The sequence below is a fragment of the Priestia sp. YIM B13489 genome (assembly GCF_042787645.1).
GTDB classification, from domain to species: Bacteria; Bacillota; Bacilli; order Bacillales; family Bacillaceae_H; genus Priestia; species Priestia megaterium.
In genome coordinates, this window is sequence record NZ_JBHZOQ010000053.1 from 1,087,962 (window position 1) to 1,109,467 (window position 21,506).

The window sequence follows — 21,506 nt, forward strand, 5'->3', positions numbered from 1 at the left end:
AGCATGTTACTATAGGAACCGTTGAAAGAAACGAGAACAAAAATACGAACAAATGACAGGGGAGATTTGATGGATCAAAAACAAAAAGTTGCTTTTTTAGGTGCTGGATCAATGGCCGAAGCGATGATTTCTGGTATGGTCAATGCAAAGAAATTACCTGCTGAAAATATTATCGTAACAAATCGAAGCAATGATGCGCGACTGCACGAACTTGAAAATAGATATGGTATCACAGCAGTAAAGCGCAGCGAGCTGAAAACAGATGACATCGACGTTTTTATTCTAGCGATGAAGCCAAAAGGCGCTGAAGAGGCATTAAACGAATTAAAGCCTCAGATCAACAAAGACCAGCTTGTCCTATCTGTTCTTGCAGGGATTTCGTCTTCATACATGGAAGAGTTACTGCATGATGAACAGCAGGTCATCCGAGTGATGCCGAATACATCAAGTATGATTCAACAATCAGCAACGGCTATATCTCCAGGTCAATATGCTGCAATGGATGCTGTGCTAACAGCAAAAGAGCTGCTTTCTGCAATCGGAAAAGTATACGTGATTGATGAACCGCAAATGGACATTTTCACAGGAATTGCCGGAAGTGGACCCGCTTATTTTTATTTCCTTATGGAGCATATCGAAAAAGCAGCTAAAGAAGAAGGTCTCGATCCTGAGCTAGCACGTGAAATTGGCGCCCAAACCATTTACGGTGCAGCAAGAATGATGATGGAAAGAGATGAAACGCCGACGGAGCTTCGTGAAAATGTGACGTCTCCAAACGGTACAACAGCAGCTGGTTTAGACGCCTTAGCTAAACACGGCGGCGGAGAAGCAATGATGCAAGCAGTCAAAGGAGCATCAAAGCGTTCAAAAGAAATGAGTGCTCAACTACAAAAAGTGGCAAGTACTAATTAATTCGTCACTTATCTTCTTCGTGAATTCCTCACCACAAAAAAATAATCATAAACAAGAAAACATACAGAACACACTAGGAGTGATTTGATGAGTCCCGACAATAAGAAGCGGGTTGTAATTAAAATTGGAAGTAGTTCATTAACAAGTTCACACGGTGAAATCAGCAGAAGGAAGCTCGAGCGCCTTGTGGACCAAGTCGTAGACTTAAAAGATAGCGGTCATGAAGTGCTATTAGTTTCATCAGGAGCTGTAGCTGCAGGGTACCGCAAGCTTGGCTGCTTAGAGCGACCTAGCTCTTTACCTGAAAAACAAGCAGCTGCCTCAATCGGTCAAGGACTGTTAATGGAGGCTTACTCAGAACTGTTTCTATCCCATGGATACGTTGCTTCTCAAATCTTAATTACGAGAGACGATTTTTCAGACGAAAATCGTTACAACAATGCACGAAATACAATTAACGTTCTGTTAGAACGCGGCATTGTGCCAATTGTCAATGAAAACGATACGGTAACCATCAATCGATTAAAATTTGGCGATAATGATACACTTTCAGCTAAAGTTGCTGGACTAGTGGATTCCGACCTGCTTATTATTTTATCGGATATCGATGGCTTATACAGCGCGGACCCTCGCCAGGATCCAAATGCAAAATTAGTTCCTCACGTAGGGGAAATCACGCAAGAAATCGAAGAATCTGCAGGAGATTCAGGAAGTTCAGTTGGAACAGGCGGTATGCGCTCGAAAATTGACGCGTTCAAAATCGCTATGGCGTCAGGAATTCCAGCATTTTTAGGAAGAGCCGGCGTGCCAAACATCTTAACACAAGCGGTTGACGGAGATGCAACAGGAACGTATTTTGAATCTGAAGATGATTCTGCGAACCTTAATCGGAAAAAGCAGTGGATTGCGTTTAACTCTGGTCCTGAAGGGGAAATAGTAGTCGAAGATGCCGCGAAACGTGCAATTATTGAAGATAAAGAGCCTTTACTTCGCGAGCACGTTAAATATATTAAAGGCCACTTTAGTGAACGAGCAGTTGTACGTATTCTAGATAAAGACGAAAATGAGCTGGCTCTTGGTGTGACAAATTATTCATCTGATGAACTTGCAATGAATGAGCCAATTGATCAACCGATTGTAGACAGCGAAGGTCTGGTGTGTCACTTAGAAATTCCAGTACCAGTCGGTTTGTAAGCAAACATGCTGTAAAGAAAAGGAGCCCTTCCTTTTCTTTGCATGATTGCATTTACCTCTTATGCCTCACACTTTAAAATCAAACAAAACTAAAACGAATCCAGGAGTGATTTGGTGTTACAAACAAATGAAAAGTATTCAGTAGAAGAACAAGCTATTTCAGCAAAAAAAGCAGCTAAGCAATTAAGTTTACTGACAACAGAACAAAAAAATGATGCACTGTTAACGATTGCTTCTACACTTGAAAGCAACACGGAGTATATTTTAAAAGCAAATGAAGTAGACTTAAAAAACGGGAAAGAAAAAGGTTTTGATGAAGCACTGATGGACCGCCTTGCTCTTTCAGCGGAACGTGTAAAAGAATTTGCCAACGGCCTTCGTGAAGTTGCTGAGTTAGATGATCCAACAGGAGATATTTTATCAAGCTGGACATTGGATAACGGTCTAGATGTAAAGCAAGTACGCGTGCCTCTTGGCGTTATCGGAATGATTTATGAAGCACGTCCAAACGTAACGGTAGATGCAACAGGGCTAGCGTTGAAATCTGGAAATGCCATTGTGTTAAAAGGCGGTTCTTCAGCTATTTCATCTAACCAAGCTATCGTGGACATTATTCATAAAGCTCTTGATGAAACGCCAATCCCTAAAGAAGCGGTACAGTTTATTTCAAGTACAGATCGTGCGGCTACGCAAGAATTATTTACAATGAAAGAACATATTGACGTGCTAATTCCACGCGGAGGGGCCTCATTGATTCAAGCGGTCGTCAATAACGCAACGGTTCCCGTGTTAGAAACGGGAGTTGGAAACTGTCATATTTACATCGATGAACAAGCTGACGTTAAGAAGGCCATTCCAATTTTGATTAATGCAAAAACAGATCGACCAGCGGTGTGTAACGCAGCAGAAACGGTTCTTGTACACAAGAACTGGCTCGATTCTCATAAAGATGAATTGATTCAAGCATTCAACGATCATAATATTGAAGTATATGGTGACAAAGCGACAGTAGGTGAAATTCCTGGAGCAAAACCAGCGGCTGAAAAAGACTGGGCTGAAGAGTATTTGCGCTTAGCGATCGCGATGAAAGTAGTAGAGAGTGTGGATGAAGCGATTGATCACATCGAAACATATGGAACAAAACACTCTGAAGCGATCATTTCAGAAGATGAACAAGCCGTTTCACGCTTCATGTCTTTAGTGGATGCAGCCGCACTGTATCATAATGCATCTACGCGTTTTACTGACGGAGGAGCTTTAGGATTTGGAGCTGAAATTGGAATCTCAACTCAAAAGCTTCATGCACGCGGTCCAATGGGACTTCCTGCGCTTACGACAATTAAATATATTATGAGTGGAAACGGACAAACTCGATAAGAAATGAAAAGCGAGCCTAATCATGTGCTCGCTTTTTTTTATGAAAAGCAAAACAAGTAAATGGAAGCTGATTTGTAAAAAATTATAAACTCTGTTATAATAGTAAAATATATAATTTTTGTGATCTTCATTTTTGTTCTTTTCAGACTATCCCGTTGTTTTAAGAAAAGCAACTGCTATCTGCTTTGTTATAACTTCATTTTTAATTTAGTCTTTCAAGACGCCGTATGTATTCCTCAAAGATTGATTTACGGATGTATAGTATCACTTTATCTTGCACCATTTACCACATTTACACGCTAAGTTAATCTTCATTTATTATCCACTTAAAAAGTACTGTTTAAAGGAGACGATGTGTATGTATAATCGTAAAAATTTAGAGCCGGCTGTTATTGAAGAAACAAAAGTTTGGGAATGTACATCAGATACGTGTAATTGCTGGGTTCGAGATAACTTTAAAAGCGGAGATCAGCCAACTTGTCCAATTTGCAAAAGCGAAATGAAGCAAGCTGTAAAAGAACTGCAGGTTATTCATAATCCTAGAGTCATTGATTAATAACTTTTAGGAAGACGTTTTTGAAAGGGGTTTGTGGATGTTTCTAGGAATTGATCATGTTCAGCTTCTTGGTCCAGAAGGATGCGAGCAAGAAGCAAGAAATTTTTATGAAAATCTTTTAGGAATGAAAACTGTTCTTAAACCGGAAAATTTAAGGCACAGAGGCGGCATATGGTTTCAATGTGGGACTCAAGAAGTGCATATCAGTATTCAAGAAGACTACATACCTGCTAAAAAAGCGCATCCAGCTTTTGTCGTGGAAGATATCAAGACGCTTAGACGTAAGTTGGTACACGGAGGCTGCGTTCTTTCTGAAGAAGAGCCTATTGCAGGGAGAGAGCGTTTTTTTGTTCACGACCCGTTCGGAAATCGATTAGAATTTTTACAATATGACAAATAAAAGACCTCCAAGCGGAGGTCTTTTATTTTAGGGCGTTATCTAAATACGTATATACCGTTTCTTTGCTAACTAATACTTCATTTTCTCTGTCTTTATCTTTTTGCCACTTTTCCCGCGCTTTTGCTAATACTTCTTCGGCTTCCTCTTTGGGAATGACAATGACTCCACCGTCGTCACCTGCAATAAAATCGCCAGGATGAATTTTTACGCCCCCGCAGGAAATGGTTTCATTTACTATTCCTTTATCTTTTTTGCTGCTTGCTGCGATCGTAGAGCCCTTACAAAATACGGGGAAATTGAGTTTTTCAATATCTTCTTGATCTCGTATAACACCATCTAGCACAATACCGCTTATTCCAACAAGCTTCGCCATGGCTACTACGAAATCTCCTGCTAAGGCACGGTTACAGTAGCTTTTTCCATCAATGACGAGCACGCTTCCGGGCTCCGCTAATCGAATCGCTTCAAGCACTGAGTAATTATTACCAGCAGGCGTATCTACAGTAAGAGCCGGTCCAAATAGTTTGTAATGACGCTGCAACGGCTTAATAGAAAAGTCTAAGTGATTTGCACCTTCCATTGCATCTGATAAATTTGCTGTTGATAATGGGAACTGTTCATTCAACATCGTATCTCTCCTTTTTAACTTTAGTCTATCTATACATATTCATATAAGAGAAAGCTCTTATTTATGAAAGGGCAAGTATATAATATGAAGTATTGAAGACGAATTAACTACAAACGTGCAATGTTAGAAGCTTTCAGAGACAAATTTCATCCATTCACTAAATCTTTTTCCTGTATGTTATTCGTCATATAAGTATATAGATCCTTTATTGTTACTGTTTGAATGTCTCTATTACCAAGAATTTCTTGAATCTTTTTAAACTTCAATCAAGAGGGAAGTAGTTGTGGGACGTAAAGAATGGAGTGTAACAATTGTATTCCAGGATGTTTTTTGTACGGGTTTTAATAGGGAAAGAACAGAATTTCTTCTGGGAAATCTAAGAATGGAGCAGAGAAATTTTGATCATAATGAAAGGAGAGTTAGTTATTTAGGAGATGACAAGATGATTTATATTTATAACTGCTACGGAGGCACACATTCATCAGCATTGGCAGCTGCTTACCATCTGAAAAAGCTCCCTGCTAATAGAGAACCAACTGATAAAGAAATATTAAATATTGATGTTTTTAATAAATTGACTTCTAAGGATATGGGGAAGTTAATTTTTCATGGATATGATGAAGAAAAAAATGAAGTATATACATTAGGGAGAGGGTCTTCAAAAGTAGTAGTTCCTGCTATGTATGAGTTAGCCAATTTGCTAAATAAAAAAGGAGAATTACAAACGAAAATACTTTTTTCCAATACATCTCCCACCGTACCCTTATCTATGACACTAGGAGGTTTGTTTTCAAGAAGGTTAAAGATTAATGTAATAGGTGTTCCTTTATTAATAATAGGTGCTAAGCAGGCCCATAAAGACATTATTAAATTAGTGGAGCAAACAAAGAATTCTGCAAAAGTCACTACCTCAAAAATAGAAATTTTAGATAATGTTTTCGGCGAAGTGTAAAATAAGCTATATATAATAAAGATGAAGGACCTTTGTTAGTTTTATGAATGCCTTTGATTTATACTTAACTGATGTTATATAAGCACGAAATACGTGCAAATGTTTAATCCTGTGAACATTTGATGGAGCTTGATGCATTTTTATATAAAAAAGTGAAACCTTTTGGTATGATGAAACGTAGGAACATATATGGAAATCATATATGAAAAAACATATGTGACGTTAGTCATTTAGTGGAGGGAAAACAATGGTAAAAAAATTATTGGCCGCATTTATCGCATTAGCGGTTGTGTTTTCACCAGTCGGTGGATCACTTATTCATGACGGTTCAAACGTAGCAAGCGCAAAAGGGTATAAGTCAGGAAAGCGCTCTTTTGACAGCGGAAGCAATAACCAATCAAGCTTATTTAAAAACAATAACAATAATTCAGTTAAGCAAAACAATACGTCTAAAAACTCATCATCTAAAAGTACAGCGGCTAGCTCAAAGCGCGGCGGCTTAATGAAAGGTCTTTTAATGGGAGGGATTGCGGGCTTATTATTCGGAAGCTTACTATCAAGCTTAGGACCATTAGGACCAATTTTAGGCTTTATGGTAAACATGCTCGTGATTGTAGCTTTAATTCTTCTTGTAGTAAAGTTATTCCAAAGCGTACGTAGCAACAAGCGTAAAAATGAGGAAGTGAAATCTTGGAGACAATAAAAATTTCTGAACAAGATATTATCAATGCGATGTGTTTGTATATCGCAGAAAAGAAACAAGTTCAGCCTCAAGAAGTAGAGATTGAGCTAATGTATGATGATGACTACGGTTTTTCAGCAGAGTCATACGTGCATGATCGTAAGCAGGTTCATATTACTTTGAACATTATTGAAGCCCTGCGCTTTTGGCTGGATACGGAAATGAACGTAGACCCATACGCAGCAGGACTAGAACTGGAATTAGACGATGAAGAAGGCATTATCGCTTTTGCAAAATTAAGTCGATAAAGAAGCCTTCAATGCAAAACCCGCTCAAGTGAGCGGGTTTTTTTATTATGATTTTAACTGTTCGTTGGAACTGGACTTATCGCGTTTTTTAGTGAAAAACCACCAGTTGGCATCTCCAAGCAATTTCATAAGAGAAGGGACAAGAAGCATTCTGACAATCGTTGCGTCGATAAATATAGCTAAAGCAATTCCTACACCCATTTGTTTAACAGGCGTTACGTCTGTAAAAGCAAAGGCCCCTGTAATTACAATCATAATTAAAGCAGCGCTCGTAATGATTTTACTAGTGGAAGCTAGGCCTTCTACCGTTGCCACATTATTATCGCGGGTTTGATGATACACTTCGTGAATGCGCGAAATTAAAAAGACTTCATAGTCCATGCTAAGCCCAAATACAAGGCCGAAAACAAAGACCGGCAGCACTAAAGCAATATTAGATTCGGTAAGACCTAAATGTCCATTTTGAAACAGCCATACAAGTAAACCAAACGTAGCTGTTAAGCTTAAAATATTCATAATGATAGCCTTTAAAGGAATGAGGACAGAACGAAAAGCAATCATTAAAATGACATACGTTGAAAATAAAACAAGAGCCAAACCATATGGAGCTTTCTCATAAATTTCATCGAATATTTCCTGTTCGAATTTTGGATAGCCGCCAATATGAACGGTGAAAGGTGACCGTTTGTCTTTCCATTTTCGAACAAAATCTTTTGCTTGATCTGAATTTTGGTCTGTATCTAGCGTAGCTTTTATGAGCATATAATGTCCGTTAATGAACGAATCTACAGCTGGCTTTGTCTGTGCACTTATCTGCGGGTTTTCCAGCATAGCTTGAAGCTGGTCACTTGATTTTACGTTTAAAGCGGTAGAAATAGAATCGACTTGCTTAACTAACGAATCTTCTTTTAATTGTTTTATAAAAGTAAAGGCATTTGTTAAAGGCTTTTCATTTAGCATATCTTGCTTAGCTTCTAGCACAAAATAAACGTCTGCCGTGTTTTTATTTATAAACGTATCGTTATACGTGTCAAAAGCTTGACGAGACTCGTATTTTGTTGGGAGCGCTTCTGAAGACGGTATTTCTAGATGCATGTCTCGAACGGGAATAAGTGCTACTAACAAAATGATAAGAGAAACAATCGTCATAGTTACAGGCTTTTTCATGACAAATGTAGCGAATGAACGCCACCTAGACTGACCGCCTTGTTCGCTGACTTTTAAGATGCGTAAACGATTAATGCGTGTACCTAATATAGCCAGTATGGAAGGAAGAAGCGTAAGAGCTGAAAACACAGCAATAAAAACAACAGCCATTCCTCCAAGAGCGACGTTTTGGAAAATATCCACTTGAATAAACAGCATTCCCGCTAATCCAATAAATACGCATAATCCTGAGAAGATGACCGAGCGTCCCGCTGTTTGAATGGTAATTTTGATTGCTTGTTCTACCGATTTTGTTTGAATTTCTTCTTTAAAGCGATTAATAAATAAAAGGGCAAAGTCAATACTAAGAGCTAATCCAATCATTGGAATCACATTTAAAATAAAGATGGACAGCTCTGTGTACGGATGAAAGAAATAGACAACGCCCATGGTGGTAACGACGGTTACAATTCCTATCATAAGAGGGATTGCAGCGGCTACCACGCCGCCAAAAGCTAGAAGAAGCACAACTAAAGCAACAGGAATACCAATGGCTTCCGCTTTTGCTAAATCAGCTTGGCTTGCTGTATTCATATCTTTTTCAATAATAGGACCACCGGTTAATTTTCCACTCATTTCTTTTTCTTCAGCTGAAAGAGTTCTGATCTTTTCCACTCGTTTATCCATCGTGCCATCATCGTGATTAAAATGGATAATTCCATACGCTGTGCTTCCTTTTATCATCTTGTTAGAAGCCGTTGGTATGTCGACTTTCGACGCGTCTGATTTTTCCTTTGCTTTTTGCATATACTGAGCGATCGTTTGCTGGAATTTCGAGTCAGAAACTCCGTCTTTTTTTTCAAACAAAACGATGATCTGAGCTTCGCTAACGTCAAATTTATCAACTAAAAGCTGCTCGGTATCTTTATACATTCCTTTCATTTCAAATCCGTTTCCTCCCAGCACAGAAGGAAGCTTAGCCGCATAAAAGCCAAATCCGATAATTAGGATTATCCATAGTACTAATAAAATTTTCCTGCTCGCATATAATGCGTTCGCTACTTTATTCATATTAACCTCCAATTTTTTGTACAGTTACTAGACTATTTTATACTAACAGTTATTGTAATTAGAAGAAGTATTGTGTTTTTTTGTTTTTCTTGCCTGAAAAAGCTTTTTAGATAGATGCGCAGGGGTGCTTCCTCAGCAAAATCGTGTTTATGTTTCGGGTAATTTAGGGAACACTGTACATAAATGCACGAAGGGGGATTAAAAAGATGCAAATGAAACAGCCAGCTAAAATGACGAATAGTTATGGGTGTAAAAATGAGTATGATACATTAAAACGTGTGGTCGTTTGCCCACCTACATATATGAAAATTGAAGAAATTATTAATGAAACACAAAAGCACTATGCGGATGAAAATATTGATGAGAGCTTGGCTTCAAAGCAGCACCGTCAATTTGTTGAATGCCTTCAAAAAGAAGGAGTGGAAGTCATCGGGCTACCTGCACAAGAGCCATTTCCAGAACAAGTATTTACGCGGGATATTGGCTATACGCTCGGAGACACCGTTATTGTCACGAAAATGGGCAGCGAGATTCGAAGTGGAGAAGAACAAGTGCTAGCCGATTGGCTGCAGCAGCAAGATATTCCTTTCCATCAGGTACTAGACCATCCTATTGAAGGAGGAGATGTGCTGATTGATGGACAAGCTATTTTTATTGCGCTCAGCGACCGTACAAGTAAAGAAGGTGTGGAGCATATCCAAGAGCTGCTTCCAGCCTATGAGGTTGTTCCGATTCCTATTGATCGGTCTTATCTTCACCTTGATTGTGTGTTAAATATTTTATCACCTACAGAAGCGCTCGTATTTTCACCCGCTTTACATGAGAAAGAATTAAATTTACTTCGCATGAAATATGACTTAATTGAAGTAACAAAAGAAGAGCAGTTTACGATGGGAACCAATGTATTATCAATCGGTAATCAGCGGGTGATCAGCTTGCCAATGAATACAGAAGTGAATGAAGAGTTAAGGAAACGGGGCTATAAAGTAATTGAAGTTGATATATCTGAAATTATTAAGTCGGGCGGTTCTTTCCGCTGCTGCACAATGCCTCTTGAACGAGTGTAAAAAAGCTTAAAAAGAAAAAAAGATCTCGGCGATAGCCAGGGATCTTTTTTTTGAGGGATGTTGTATAAAATTTCAAGTGAAAGGAACATTAACCTATATAAGCTGTTGAAGGAAAGGAGTGATAAACATGGCAAATCGTAATCCTATTTTAGTTCAAGGTGCTGAACAGCTTCTTGATCAGCTAAAAACGGAAATCGCGGGAAGACTTAACGTTCAGCTTGGCGCTGAGCAAACAGCTCGTGCAAATGGTTCTGTTGGTGGAGAAATGACGAAGCATCTTGTTGCAATGGCGCAACAGCAATTAAGTGGTGCACAAGGACACATTCGCTAGTCTGCTCTACATAAACACTCTGATGAAAAGTTCTGGCTCTTTTGAGCTGGAACTTTTTTGTGTAGGAAACATCATTCTACTTTCTCTTGATCGTTTGATTTGAGATTTTGCTTGAAATTCTCCACTTTCAAGGTTGAAAAGTGCATAAAATGGGAAAAGAACAAAAAAAGAGAAAGTAGAGGTTTATCATGAAAAAGCTATTATCATTTGGAAAAAGTCTTGGTAAAGAAATTCAAGAAGACCAAGCAACGGGACTAGCGGCTGAGCAAGCCTATTATTATATGCTATCATTATTCCCTATGCTTATTTTACTGATATCGATTGTTCCGTATCTATCTATTAAACCGGAAGAGGCAATCGATGTCCTTCAAAGCGTTATGCCGGGAGAAACGGCTGCAATCTTTAAAGATAACGTAGCTCAATTTGTAAGCCAACCAAACGGCGGGCTACTGACTGTAGGGATTTTAGGAACCATTTGGTCTGCTTCAAACGGTATGAACGCCTTTATTCGTGCAATGAACCAAGCCTACGACGTGAAAGAACAGCGCTCGTTTATTAAAGTAAGAGGCTTGTCCATTCTTTTAACAATTGGATTAATTGTAACAATTGTTGTATCGCTTCTTTTACCAGTGTTCGGAGGGGTTTTGTTAAATTGGATAAGCGAGTGGTTTTCTCTTCCTTCAGGTACAACAGTGGTTTTAAATATTCTGCGCTGGATTATTGGTGTCGGCATTATGGTACTTGTTTTATCCGTATTATACAGATTAGCTCCAAACAAAACGTTTCCTTTTGCCCATGTATGGCCCGGAGCGCTCGCTGCTACGCTGTTATGGCAGCTGACATCTTTAGGGTTCTCATTTTACGTAAGCAACTTTGGCAATTATTCTGCTACTTATGGAAGCTTGGGAGGCGTGATTGTTCTGATGCTTTGGCTATTTTTAACGGGGTTAATTCTCGTTATTGGAGGAGAGATTAACGCTATTTATCACCGAAACAAAACGGCTGTGCCTCCTAAAGATACGTCTCAGGCGATGTAATAAAAAAGGAAACCTTTATAGAGGTTTCCTTTTTTAACGTTTAAAGCTATTAACAAGCTGTTTAAATGAGTTGGCTGTATATTTGACCGAATCTTTTTTGTACTGTACATCGGTTTTAATCGCTGCTTGTGTTACTTTTAAATGATTTGTTTTTTCTTTGATATGATCAGTTTCGTTTTGAAGATGTTGAGAAGTGGCATTTACAGAGTTCACAGTTGGCTTGATTTTTTTATTAAATGATACGCCTGCGTAAATAAGATACGCAAATGATGCCAAAACAACAGCTAAGCTTATATAAACAATAATCATCGGTGTGCCTCCTTTGTACGTATTTATATTTATATAGGTGAGAATAAAATATATACGAATATCATCCTCTTTATTTAATTGTTATACCCATTTTTAATCAAAACAAACAAAAGTCTGCCGAGAAGACAATATATTGGATTTTTTCTGAAATTTCATTCATCATTACATATAGAGTTACCCTGAAAGGAGAGAGAAGAAGAATGCCGTTAGATCCGCATATTCAAATATTTCTAAATCAATATAATGAGATGCCCCGTCCTGCTTTAGAGGACGTTACACCCCCGCAGCTGAGAGAAATGGAAAAGATGTCTTTAACTCCTTCCAAAGAAGCGGTTAAAAAAGTATATAATAAAGAAATTGAATTAAATGAACATACGCTCACTGTACGAGTGTATGAACCTGAAGGAACAGGGCCATTTCCCGCTCTTGTTTATTATCATGGAGGAGGCTGGGTATTAGGCAGCCTGGATACTCATGACTCCATATGCAGGTCGTATGCAAATGAAACAAACTGTATTGTAGTGTCTGTTGATTACCGTCTTGCTCCTGAGGATAAATTTCCCGCTGCAGTAAACGATGCCTATGACGCCTTGGAGTGGATTTCAGCTCACGCGTCTCAGCTAAATATCGATTCAAACAAAATTGCCGTCGGGGGCGACAGTGCCGGTGGCAACCTTGCTGCGGTTGTAAGCATTTTAGCAAAAGAAAGACAAGGTCCATCCATTGTTCATCAGCTGCTTATTTATCCGTCTGTAGGATTTAAAAATCAGCACCCTGCCTCTATGAAAGAAAACGCCGAAGGATATCTTCTTTCAAAAGATCTTATGGATTGGTTTCGCCTTCAGTACTTAAATAATAAAGAAGAAGAACAGCATCCCTACAACGCTCCGGTATTACTAGAAGATTTATCGAGTCTACCAAGCGCTACCATTATTACAGCACAATATGATCCTCTAAGAGATAGCGGAAAAGACTACGCGGACGCATTAAAAAATCACGGTGTCCCCGTCACCTATGAAAATTATGAAACAATGATTCACGGGTTTTTAGGGTTTCATGAATTTGTCCCACTCGCTCAGCAGGCGATCAATAAAAGCGCAGCTCAACTGCGTCAAGTATTTGATTCCATTTAAGGATATGTAGTGTCATAAATTATATAAACTTGAGAAAAACAGCACATTGATGTGCTGTTTTTCTTTATTGATACGGAGAAAAGATTGACAAGAGTTTCAAAAAATAGCCCATTATCTCTTTTAAAGTCATTTTGTTTGGAGTATAGTAGAAAAGTAGGATAAAAACATTTATTTACATTAAGTAAGGTGATTTTTTGAATGATAAAAAACAAGTAGGTCAGCTGATTCTTTTTCAAAAAACACTTACTAAACGTTGATATAATAGGGTTTTTAAAGGATAGGTAAATAGTCATGAAGACTGAAACTTGTCTATAATAAAAAAACTACCTGAACTGTTAAGGCAACTTCCATATTCAAAGGGGGTTGCCTTTTTGTGTGCAAAGCGAGTAAGAAAGGGAGCAAAAGTAGCTCAAATAAATCTTGAAGAAGCTAAAGAGAAAATTATTAAAATTAAAACTTTAGAAGGTATGGCTCAATCCACTTTAAATCAATATAATCTCGTTTTTAATGATTTAATTGCATTCTTTGAAAAAGATACAAGAGTAGATGATATCACTTTAAATGATGCCAGAGATTTTATTAATTGGTTGCTTCATGAAAAAGCTGATACAAGTAGCCGCTTTAAGCAGGTTGCTCGAAAAGGAGTAAAGGCATCTAGTGTTAATAACTACCTTCAAAAGACACGTGCTGCTTTTAATATCTTAAAACGTGAGGGAGCTTTATCGGAGAATGTCTTCAATGAAATTAGAAATGTAAAGTTCCAAAAGCATAAGGTTGAAACGCTAACTGTAGATGAAATAAAACAAATCTTTAAGGCTTTTAATAAAAGTTATTACGCTCAATTTAGATCATATGTGCTTTTACATACATTGCTAGACACCTTGGGAAGAGTAGATGAGACTTTACACCTGAAGAAACAAGACGTTGATTTCGATAAGAGGTCAGTAACTTTCCAAAATACAAAATCAAAGAAATTTAGGATTGTACCTATTTCGAGAAAAACAGCAAAGCTACTACAAGAACTTATTGTAGATAATGATGACTTATTTAATAGTGAGTACATCTTTCTTACTAATGACGGTAAAAGGTTACGTCCTTCTACATTTAGAGCACATTTAGAGAAAATTTTAAAGAGTGTAGGAATTAAAAAGAGAGTTCATCCGCATCTATGGAGACATACTGGATCAGAAATGTTTTTAAGGCAATCAGGTAACATACGTGTGTTACAGCAGTTACTAGGTCATAGCAATCTTGTTACCACAGCTAGTGTTTATAGTCATGTACTTGATGAAACAGTGAGGAATGAACATGAAAAATTTAATGCGATAAATCTCATTGAGGAACAAAAGGAGAAAATAATTAAACGAAATTCAAAGTAGAACAAAAATAAAGAGGACAATGGCTGCAACCATCATCCTCTAAGTGGTGTATTAAAATACACAAAATAAGCTAATGAAATTATATGACATTTATTTGAAAAAAACAAGTGTCATAGGTGTATTTGGTGCACCCTAAAATCATATTTTGGGGGAAACTATAATGAAATCAGGTAACATTGAGCAATTTGTACACTTATCAAATTTTAATGATGTAAAAGAATTTAACAATCATATCGAGCAATGGATGGTAGATTTTAAGGCTCAATTTACAAAAGGCGAGTTAATTGGATTAAAACGTCTTATTAGATATTCATGTAAATATGCTGGTATCTCAAATGCTAAAATTCAAACATTAGTATCTGCTACACATAACAAGGAGATTGGAATATCTCGATCAACATTCGAAAGAATGTTACGTAAAGCAAAACAGTACGGTATTTTAACAGTTCATAACACGTTCTGTGGCTCCAATCAACGCCATAATGTTTATGTATTCAATCGTTATCAATCAATTAAACAAGTTGAATCTCAATCTTCCGTAAATGAAGTACCACAGACAATTGACGTACCAAATCAAGAAACTAGCCAAGTTAAAACTAACAATATATTAATAGATACGTATAAGGACAATGTAATTCTAGATGTTCCAATTAGATTTCAGGAGTTAGTAAAATCTTATTATAGTCCTAAGCAAGTACTAGAATTATGGAAATGCGTAAAGTACTCTACACAACACTATAATGACTTTAATGGACAATATGTAGACTATGATCCAAGTCTAGATAAGGTTGAATTGGCTATTACCTCGTTTAAACAAATGATTGTTAACATCAAGCTTGGCTATACGATTAAAAAATCAATATTTAGCTACTACTACGGTATTATCCAAAAGAAACTCGATACTCAATTTAAGTACTGGAAATTAAATCTACTTTAAGAGGAATTAATAATAATTAAATTGAAAAAATTACTAAAAATATAGTAAAATTTAAATGTGTTACATAATTATAGCTGAAGGAGCAGACTATGAGACAGGACTTTAGTAATTTTAAATTAAAAGTGGATTGGAAGCCAGCCCCATTTAGAGGACACAGTGTAAAGCGAAATATTTCCCAAAGCTTGTGGAGTAAAATTAGAAAGAAAATTTTGGAAGAGAGAGAATGTAAGTGTAGAATATGTGGATATGAACCAGATGAAGCGAATTTAAGATATCTAGAGATGCATGAAATTGAACGTTATGATGAAGATAATTTAATTTGTACACTTGAAGGCATAGATTTGATCTGTAAAAGGTGTCATGCTTTTCACCATTTGGGTTTTACATTTAGTAGAACAACTAAAGAACAGTTTGATGAGTTAATTCAGCATTTTATCAAGGTGAATGATTGTACTGAAGAAGATTTTAGAAATCATTTTAAAGCTGTTCGAGATAAAAAGTTTCAAAAAGTGCCAAGCATAGCTGAGATGATAAAGGCGGATAAAGAAAAAAGAATCGTTAAATATTGCATCACTGTAGATATCCCATATAAAGAGAATGTGATATTACAGCTAAAAAAGAAAGAGTTATATAGAGAATCTGTATAAGTTAATTTTGTTAATTAAAAAAGGGGGAAATAAGATATGAAAAAGATGATAATTGCTATGACAGTATGTGGAATGTTGACTGCGTGTTCTGACACTACAGAAAATTCTACCAGTAAGGAAGATGTTAAGCAAGAAGAATCTAAGCCTCAAGAAGAGAAAAAAGAAAACGCTACACAAGCAACGGCAGAGGCTCAACCTGAAAAAAGTAAAGCAGATGAAACTAAGAAAGAAGAAACTGAAAAATCTACTACAGAATCAAATAAAGAAGAATCAAATAAAGAAGATGTAGCAACTAAAGAAGAAACAGATGCTAAAGTTAAGGAATTAGAAGCTAAATTGAAAGCTCAAGAGGAAGAAGCTAAGGCAAAACAAGAGGCTCTTAAAAAAGAACAGGCTGAAAAAGCTGAAGCAGATAAGAAAGCTAGAGAAGAAGAGGCAGCACGAATTAAACAAGAAGCTCAAGCTAAAATAGATGCAGCGAATAAGAAAGCCGAAGAAGAAAGTGCAAAAATTGAAGAAGAACAACAAGCTCAAGAGGAAGCGTCAAGCTCCAATGCAGCAGAGATGAGTAAAGCAGAATTTGATAAGATTCAAAATGGAATGACTGTAGAGCAAGTAGCTCAGATCGTTGGTAGTGAAGGAGAAGTTAACTCTGAAACAGGTGCTCAAGGAGATCAATATTATACTGTAATGTATTCGTGGATGGGTGAAGGAGATTTAGGAGCTAATGCACTCGTAATGTTCCAAGGTAGTCCAGCTAAAGTGATTCAGAAATCACAGTTTGGCTTGCAGTAATATACAAAACAATATATCTAGTAGAGGGAGAGAAATGAGAATGAAGAAAATTATGTTTGCTATGGCTATGTGCGGAATGTTGGTTGCTTGCTCAAGTACGACAGAGGATACTTCAACTAGTGAAGAAGTAAAGAAAGAGGAAACAAAACCACAAAAAGAAACTAAGCCTAAAGAAGATACAACTAATACAGAATCAAAAGAAACAACAGCAAAAACTGAGGAACCTAAAGAAGAAAAAGAGTCTCCTACTGTAGATGAAAGTCAATTCAATATGTACGCTGGAAGCTTGACAGGTGGTACGTTTATTACTACTACCGAGTTACAAGATGGAAATAAAGCTATTGTTAAATATGCTGATTCATTCGCAGCGTACAAGGCAGAAAATCCTAATAGCAGAGTTACAGAAGATGATTACAAAATGTACTTTGAAAGTGGAGAGGCTATTCAAAAGATTATGGTAGGAGAACCAGCGAGATTGCTGAAACAATTTGAAGGGTTAGAATCAGTTTCATTAACTTTACCATTTGAAGGTAAAACTTACTCTACAGAGATTACACGAGAAGAATTAAACAACTACTTAGGATTTAAGATTGAAAGCTTAGGTGAAGATAGTGACGCATGGAGAAGTAAGTTCTCTGATGAATATATCTACAATGCAAGCAAGCGACAAGAAATGTTTGATAAATTTGTAACAGTACAATAAGTATTGAGGGAGAGAAGAGAATGTTAAATTTCTTAATTGTAATTAGTGCGTTGGCTTGTGCATTGTTTTTAATCATTGGAATAGCTAGATTGATAGTTAAGAAAAGTTCTAAAAAGTATTTCTTGATTGCGTTAGGAAGCTTAGTAGTATTCCTGCCAAGTGCAATTATTAGTGGGAATCAAATAGAAAAAGAGAAAGCACAAGAAGCTCAAATGCAAAAAGAACGTGAAGCGAGAATTGAAAAGAAACCAGCTAAGACAGCAAATGCAACTGTAAAACCTACACTTAAGTTTGTAGAAGCAGCAGGAATTGTTTATAAGATGGTTAATGTAGAAGACCCTGAAGACGGAGTTAATAAGTCTAAATTCATCAAAGAAACTGTAATGAAAGGCTATCTTACTACCAAGATGAAAGATCATGTTTATATGTATGCTGATACAAATAAATCTGGAGAATGGATTCAAGCAACATTTGATGATAAAGATGATGTGGTTAAGAAAGTGGAAATGAGTCCTAATTTAGAGAAGAAGGTAATTGCTTCTGTAGACAAAGAAAAAGCGAAAGAAAAAGCGAAAGAAACAGCTAAGAAGGAAGAGTCTCAAAAGAAAGCTGATGAACAAAAGCAGGCAGAGCAAAAGAAACAAGAGGAAGCTAAGAGATTAGAAGAGCAGAAAGCTCAAGAGGCAGCTCAAGCTAAAGCAGCAGAAGAGAAACGTAAACAAGAAGAAGCAAATCGTATTGCTGAGGAAAAACGTGTAGCTGAACAGAAACAAAAGGAGCAAGAAGCGTTACAAGCTAAACAACAAGCTGAGGCAGAACAAGCACGTAAAGAAGCGGAAGAAAAAGCTCAGGCAGAAGCGCAGGCTCAACAACAGCAACAACAAACTCAGACAGCAACATTCCAAAACTGTTCAGAGGTTCGTGCAGCAGGAAGAGCACCAATTAGACAAGGTGAAGCAGGATTCCAAGCTAAGTTTGACCGTGACGGTGATGGAATTGGCTGTGATCAGTAATAACTCATTAGGGTGAGTATAAAAAGGAAATATATTAAAAGAAATGACCTCCATTACTGGGGGTTATTTCTTTTATTCCTAAAAGTATTCGGGCATTATAACAAAATTTAACAGGTTTTCTTACCGATTTCTAGAAATATTACTTATCAACCGTTCATATAAATATTTCCAATTATACTAAAAGTAGGTGGAAGAATGGAAAGAAAAAAATTTATTGAACACATTGATAAGCTAATAGCACAATCTAACGCTTGGAGAAAAGACGCGGAAAAGAGAGAAGATTGGAATAGTGCGTGTTTTTATCAAGGAGAAGTGAAGGCTTATGAAAAGATTAGCCGCATGATTAAAAGAGACCTTGAGCAACAGTTACATGTATGAATTAAAATAACCACTCCTAGATTTTGGGTGGTTATTTTTTATTTGGTATGTACTCAACAACATCCTCTAAACTACAGTCAAGTGTTTCACAAATCTGATCAAGTACTTTTACAGAAATTAACTTCACTGGTTTTCCTTGAGCTGCTAATTCTTCGTAATTGCACATATTCCATATTGCTTCATAGCGAATACCAGCTAATTTAGCAAATTGATTTAGAGACATACTTTCCTTTGCTAATATCTCTCTCAACTTAAATTTAATCATCACTTATTCACCTCTCTTTTAATTATACACCATGTTATCTGAGTTAGATATAACTAAATGTTGTTATATAGAGAGATAAAATTTAAGAAAATTTTAAAAAAGAGTTGACTTGGAATAAATTAGCTAGTAATATAAGGATAAGTTATCTGAGATACGGATAACAAATTAGAAAGAGGTGTTTGGAAATGCTAAAAACTTATAATGTAGTTGTAGAAGTGAAAGCTGAGTACGTGAACACAATCTTCACTGCAAACATGGAGCAAGCATGGGAGAAAGCTACAATTAACACTAACAGCTTTACAACGCGTTTCAATACTGACATCGAATTTATGACAGTCACAGGTGAGAAAATGAGCTTTAGATGGTGTGATAACGATTTTGAAATTGAGGAAATCTACAACGAATTTGAGAATGAGTATAAGGCTTGTGGAAATGTGAATCTAGTGATGATGCAGGATATTCAAGCAGTATCATATGAAAAAGCAGAAGATTATGCACAAGAAACATTCAATGACTGCTTTTTATCAATGGGTAATGTAACAGTAGTTAATCACGATATGAAAGATGTAGAACTTTCAATAGTAAACTATGAAATTGAAGTTGGTAATATCGAAGAGGTGTTTGAAGATGAAATTGTCGAAAATAATCAGAAAATTATTTACAAATGAAATTTAAAATAGTACAATCAAAGAACGGATGAAAAATTGCCTAGTCTGTCGCCAAACTTTCTAAGCAATAGTAAGGGGATTGTCGCCAAACTTTCCTCTTACGCCATTCAATCTAATTGCACTCTCACGTTTAGTATGAAGTTTTACAGCAACGCCACATTGCTGATTTTGTGTTACCTATTATGAATGCTCAGACAGGGATGAACCTATCTAGGCGGATTAGTTTTATTTGTTAACGTTATTATAAATCATCGACAGCGACAAAGTCAACAACTAATTTTCCTAAACTCCCTGTTTGAGTCTAAGAACGTAATAAATAGATTACGAAAAAACGACTAACTACTATTTGAGGTATTTTACCATTCGGGGGAGGAAACAACAATGAAAACTAATGCATGGGAATATGCAAAAGCCAGTTAAGTATCTTCTATATAAAAGGTTAATTTTATCTAGAAAATAAAAGGGGGTGATTTTATGTAATAATTTTTTGTTTTATAAACGTTCTTTGAAAATTGAATAAGTAAATCAATTACAAAAATGAAGAGAGTGATTCAAATGGTTATTAATGAAGAATCTGAGAAGGATTATGTAGTCTTCAGTCAACGAATGGCAGGTTACCTCATGAAGAATGGGTGTAAGTTGTTAAAAGTCAAAGAGCATAACAATAGTACAAATAGGTTTGTTTACTTCTTTCCAAATAACACTCATGTACTATCTACAGTCAATACATACTTAAAAATGAAGAAATAAAAACTAAGCAGTTAATACATACGCGAAATTAAACTATAAATAATCGGAGGATAACATAATGACAAAGAAAATTAGCAGGATTCAAATTTCCACAGAAATTGTAAGGGATACGGATTTAAAACCATTGGATTTCGTTTTATACACTAGGTTGGTTAGTCATCACACTTATATCAAGGAAGTGGAAATGAAAATTGATCATTCTAAGCTTAAAAGTATCTTGAGGATTAAGGATAATGACACATTGAAGAAATCCTACAACAAACTTTATGAGAAGGGGTACATGTTAAATAAATTAGATAAGCTTCCACGAAAAGGTTCAACTTTAATGATTATTAATGAAAAGTACATACCAAAGAATCAAAATGTAAAATGGTTTACGCAGTTTGCAAGCGATGTAATAAACCCTAATATTATTGACGCAATTGGATATACAGGTATTCGAATGTTGTACGTCTATCAATCACATATTAATTACACAAATTTAAGTAGACATTACTCATTTGCAAGCGAAGAAACAATTGCCAAGGAATCTGGAGTTACTAAAAACACAGTTATAAAGCACAACTACATACTTAAAAAACATAAATTCATCAAAATTGAGAAACACAGACTTGAAGAGACGGGTGAATGGGAGGTGAAAAAAGGTAACGTGAATGAAAGCTTAAAATTTACCAAGTACAATAATCATGTGTATTTATCCGAAGAAAATGTGTGTTTATACACGAAAAAGAAGGTATCAGCACTAGCTTGAGAAAGCCTATTAAATCAGCGTTTCTAACTAAGTCCAATTCATCCGAGATAATTGTCAAAACGTCGGAGATAATAAATCAATTCATCGGAGATATCATACCAAATTATCGGGGATAAA

Annotated in this window: 26 protein-coding genes; 22 read left to right on the top strand and 4 right to left on the bottom strand. The window is 36.4% G+C overall.

The features are described 5' to 3' along the window. Nucleotides 1–69: 69 nt before the first annotated feature. From proC to ACFX4W_RS11380, 5 genes are all read left to right on the top strand, one after another. Nucleotides 70–912: a pyrroline-5-carboxylate reductase gene (gene proC, locus ACFX4W_RS11360; protein WP_013056987.1), complete on the top strand. Its 843-nt coding sequence runs from the start codon at nucleotides 70–72 to the stop codon at nucleotides 910–912. 87 nt (nucleotides 913–999) lie between these two features. Then, the gene (proB, locus tag ACFX4W_RS11365) at nucleotides 1,000–2,106 is read left to right on the top strand and encodes a glutamate 5-kinase (protein ID WP_043982390.1); all 1,107 of its coding nucleotides are present in this window, start codon (nucleotides 1,000–1,002) and stop codon (nucleotides 2,104–2,106) included. Between the two features lie 114 nt (nucleotides 2,107–2,220). Continuing rightward, on the top strand, nucleotides 2,221–3,483 hold the full coding sequence (locus ACFX4W_RS11370; protein WP_043982391.1) for a glutamate-5-semialdehyde dehydrogenase: 1,263 nt from the start codon (nucleotides 2,221–2,223) through the stop codon (nucleotides 3,481–3,483). A gap of 358 nt (nucleotides 3,484–3,841) precedes the next feature. Next, on the top strand, nucleotides 3,842–4,039 hold the full coding sequence (locus tag ACFX4W_RS11375) for a cold-shock protein (protein ID WP_013056990.1): 198 nt from the start codon (nucleotides 3,842–3,844) through the stop codon (nucleotides 4,037–4,039). Nucleotides 4,040–4,076: 37 nt separating this feature from the next. Next, complete coding sequence (locus ACFX4W_RS11380; protein ID WP_237074895.1) at nucleotides 4,077–4,439, top strand: VOC family protein; 363 nt, start codon at nucleotides 4,077–4,079, stop codon at nucleotides 4,437–4,439. 22 nt (nucleotides 4,440–4,461) lie between these two features. Here ACFX4W_RS11380 and ACFX4W_RS11385 read toward each other — a convergent pair whose 3' ends face one another. After that, nucleotides 4,462–5,067 carry an RraA family protein gene (locus ACFX4W_RS11385; protein WP_043982393.1) on the bottom strand — a complete coding sequence of 202 codons (606 nt, stop codon included), beginning with the start codon at nucleotides 5,065–5,067 and terminating at the stop codon, nucleotides 4,462–4,464. A 442-nt stretch (nucleotides 5,068–5,509) separates the two neighbouring features. On the opposite strand from ACFX4W_RS11385, the gene ACFX4W_RS11390 reads away from it, so the two are divergent. The 3 genes from ACFX4W_RS11390 to ACFX4W_RS11400 all read left to right on the top strand — a co-directional run bounded on the left by ACFX4W_RS11390 (nucleotide 5,510) and on the right by ACFX4W_RS11400 (nucleotide 7,009). Beyond that, on the top strand, nucleotides 5,510–6,019 hold the full coding sequence (locus ACFX4W_RS11390) for a DUF3189 family protein (protein WP_043982658.1): 510 nt from the start codon (nucleotides 5,510–5,512) through the stop codon (nucleotides 6,017–6,019). Nucleotides 6,020–6,266: 247 nt separating this feature from the next. Beyond that, nucleotides 6,267–6,722, top strand: coding sequence for a hypothetical protein (locus ACFX4W_RS11395; RefSeq protein ID WP_043982395.1), 456 nt, complete (start codon nucleotides 6,267–6,269; stop codon nucleotides 6,720–6,722). After that, complete coding sequence (locus ACFX4W_RS11400) at nucleotides 6,710–7,009, top strand: YxcD family protein (RefSeq protein WP_013056994.1); 300 nt, start codon at nucleotides 6,710–6,712, stop codon at nucleotides 7,007–7,009. The genes ACFX4W_RS11395 and ACFX4W_RS11400 overlap by 13 nt, the downstream gene beginning before the upstream one ends. Nucleotides 7,010–7,054: 45 nt before the next feature. Here the strand turns inward: ACFX4W_RS11400 and ACFX4W_RS11405 are convergent, their stop codons facing one another. Next, the gene (locus ACFX4W_RS11405) at nucleotides 7,055–9,226 is read right to left on the bottom strand and encodes an MMPL family transporter (protein ID WP_165575144.1); all 2,172 of its coding nucleotides are present in this window, start codon (nucleotides 9,224–9,226) and stop codon (nucleotides 7,055–7,057) included. Between the two features lie 206 nt (nucleotides 9,227–9,432). Between ACFX4W_RS11405 and ACFX4W_RS11410 the strand changes: the two genes are divergently transcribed. The 3 genes from ACFX4W_RS11410 to ACFX4W_RS11420 all read left to right on the top strand — a co-directional run bounded on the left by ACFX4W_RS11410 (nucleotide 9,433) and on the right by ACFX4W_RS11420 (nucleotide 11,661). After that, a complete protein-coding gene (locus ACFX4W_RS11410) occupies nucleotides 9,433–10,293 on the top strand; it encodes a dimethylarginine dimethylaminohydrolase family protein (protein ID WP_162214223.1) in 861 nt (286 codons plus the stop codon). 127 nt (nucleotides 10,294–10,420) lie between these two features. Then, nucleotides 10,421–10,624: an alpha/beta-type small acid-soluble spore protein gene (locus ACFX4W_RS11415; RefSeq protein WP_013056997.1), complete on the top strand. Its 204-nt coding sequence runs from the start codon at nucleotides 10,421–10,423 to the stop codon at nucleotides 10,622–10,624. A gap of 188 nt (nucleotides 10,625–10,812) precedes the next feature. Then, nucleotides 10,813–11,661 (top strand): YihY/virulence factor BrkB family protein, encoded by an 849-nt coding sequence (locus ACFX4W_RS11420; RefSeq protein WP_162214224.1) that lies wholly within the window; start codon nucleotides 10,813–10,815, stop codon nucleotides 11,659–11,661. A gap of 33 nt (nucleotides 11,662–11,694) precedes the next feature. On the opposite strand, the gene ACFX4W_RS11425 is transcribed toward ACFX4W_RS11420, so the two are convergent. Beyond that, the gene (locus ACFX4W_RS11425) at nucleotides 11,695–11,970 is read right to left on the bottom strand and encodes a DUF948 domain-containing protein (RefSeq protein WP_162214225.1); all 276 of its coding nucleotides are present in this window, start codon (nucleotides 11,968–11,970) and stop codon (nucleotides 11,695–11,697) included. 200 nt (nucleotides 11,971–12,170) lie between these two features. Between ACFX4W_RS11425 and ACFX4W_RS11430 the strand changes: the two genes are divergently transcribed. The 8 genes from ACFX4W_RS11430 (at nucleotide 12,171) to ACFX4W_RS11465 (ending at nucleotide 18,955) form a co-directional block, all read left to right on the top strand. After that, the gene (locus ACFX4W_RS11430) at nucleotides 12,171–13,103 is read left to right on the top strand and encodes an alpha/beta hydrolase fold domain-containing protein (protein WP_162214226.1); all 933 of its coding nucleotides are present in this window, start codon (nucleotides 12,171–12,173) and stop codon (nucleotides 13,101–13,103) included. A gap of 371 nt (nucleotides 13,104–13,474) precedes the next feature. Beyond that, entirely contained in the window at nucleotides 13,475–14,482 is a 1,008-nt protein-coding gene (locus ACFX4W_RS11435) for a tyrosine-type recombinase/integrase (RefSeq protein ID WP_377559390.1), read from the top strand. A 160-nt stretch (nucleotides 14,483–14,642) separates the two neighbouring features. Beyond that, nucleotides 14,643–15,419, top strand: coding sequence for a hypothetical protein (locus ACFX4W_RS11440; RefSeq protein WP_377559391.1), 777 nt, complete (start codon nucleotides 14,643–14,645; stop codon nucleotides 15,417–15,419). Between the two features lie 89 nt (nucleotides 15,420–15,508). Beyond that, nucleotides 15,509–16,066 (top strand): hypothetical protein, encoded by a 558-nt coding sequence (locus ACFX4W_RS11445; protein WP_377559392.1) that lies wholly within the window; start codon nucleotides 15,509–15,511, stop codon nucleotides 16,064–16,066. 36 nt (nucleotides 16,067–16,102) lie between these two features. Then, nucleotides 16,103–16,861, top strand: coding sequence for a hypothetical protein (locus ACFX4W_RS11450; protein ID WP_377559393.1), 759 nt, complete (start codon nucleotides 16,103–16,105; stop codon nucleotides 16,859–16,861). Nucleotides 16,862–16,901: 40 nt separating this feature from the next. Further along, nucleotides 16,902–17,564: a hypothetical protein gene (locus tag ACFX4W_RS11455; RefSeq protein WP_377559394.1), complete on the top strand. Its 663-nt coding sequence runs from the start codon at nucleotides 16,902–16,904 to the stop codon at nucleotides 17,562–17,564. 20 nt (nucleotides 17,565–17,584) lie between these two features. After that, the gene (locus ACFX4W_RS11460) at nucleotides 17,585–18,577 is read left to right on the top strand and encodes an excalibur calcium-binding domain-containing protein (protein ID WP_377559395.1); all 993 of its coding nucleotides are present in this window, start codon (nucleotides 17,585–17,587) and stop codon (nucleotides 18,575–18,577) included. Nucleotides 18,578–18,772: 195 nt separating this feature from the next. Next, entirely contained in the window at nucleotides 18,773–18,955 is a 183-nt protein-coding gene (locus ACFX4W_RS11465) for a hypothetical protein (protein ID WP_098907053.1), read from the top strand. Between the two features lie 31 nt (nucleotides 18,956–18,986). Here the strand turns inward: ACFX4W_RS11465 and ACFX4W_RS11470 are convergent, their stop codons facing one another. Continuing rightward, nucleotides 18,987–19,220 (bottom strand): helix-turn-helix domain-containing protein, encoded by a 234-nt coding sequence (locus ACFX4W_RS11470; protein ID WP_098907054.1) that lies wholly within the window; start codon nucleotides 19,218–19,220, stop codon nucleotides 18,987–18,989. A 185-nt stretch (nucleotides 19,221–19,405) separates the two neighbouring features. Here ACFX4W_RS11470 and ACFX4W_RS11475 point away from each other — a divergent pair, with 185 nt between their 5' ends. The 3 genes from ACFX4W_RS11475 (at nucleotide 19,406) to ACFX4W_RS11485 (ending at nucleotide 21,389) form a co-directional block, all read left to right on the top strand. After that, complete coding sequence (locus tag ACFX4W_RS11475) at nucleotides 19,406–19,888, top strand: hypothetical protein (protein ID WP_377559396.1); 483 nt, start codon at nucleotides 19,406–19,408, stop codon at nucleotides 19,886–19,888. A gap of 555 nt (nucleotides 19,889–20,443) precedes the next feature. Then, the gene (locus ACFX4W_RS11480) at nucleotides 20,444–20,638 is read left to right on the top strand and encodes a DUF5659 domain-containing protein (RefSeq protein ID WP_377559398.1); all 195 of its coding nucleotides are present in this window, start codon (nucleotides 20,444–20,446) and stop codon (nucleotides 20,636–20,638) included. Between the two features lie 58 nt (nucleotides 20,639–20,696). Further along, the gene (locus tag ACFX4W_RS11485; protein WP_377559399.1) at nucleotides 20,697–21,389 is read left to right on the top strand and encodes a hypothetical protein; all 693 of its coding nucleotides are present in this window, start codon (nucleotides 20,697–20,699) and stop codon (nucleotides 21,387–21,389) included. Nucleotides 21,390–21,506 lie beyond the last annotated feature (117 nt).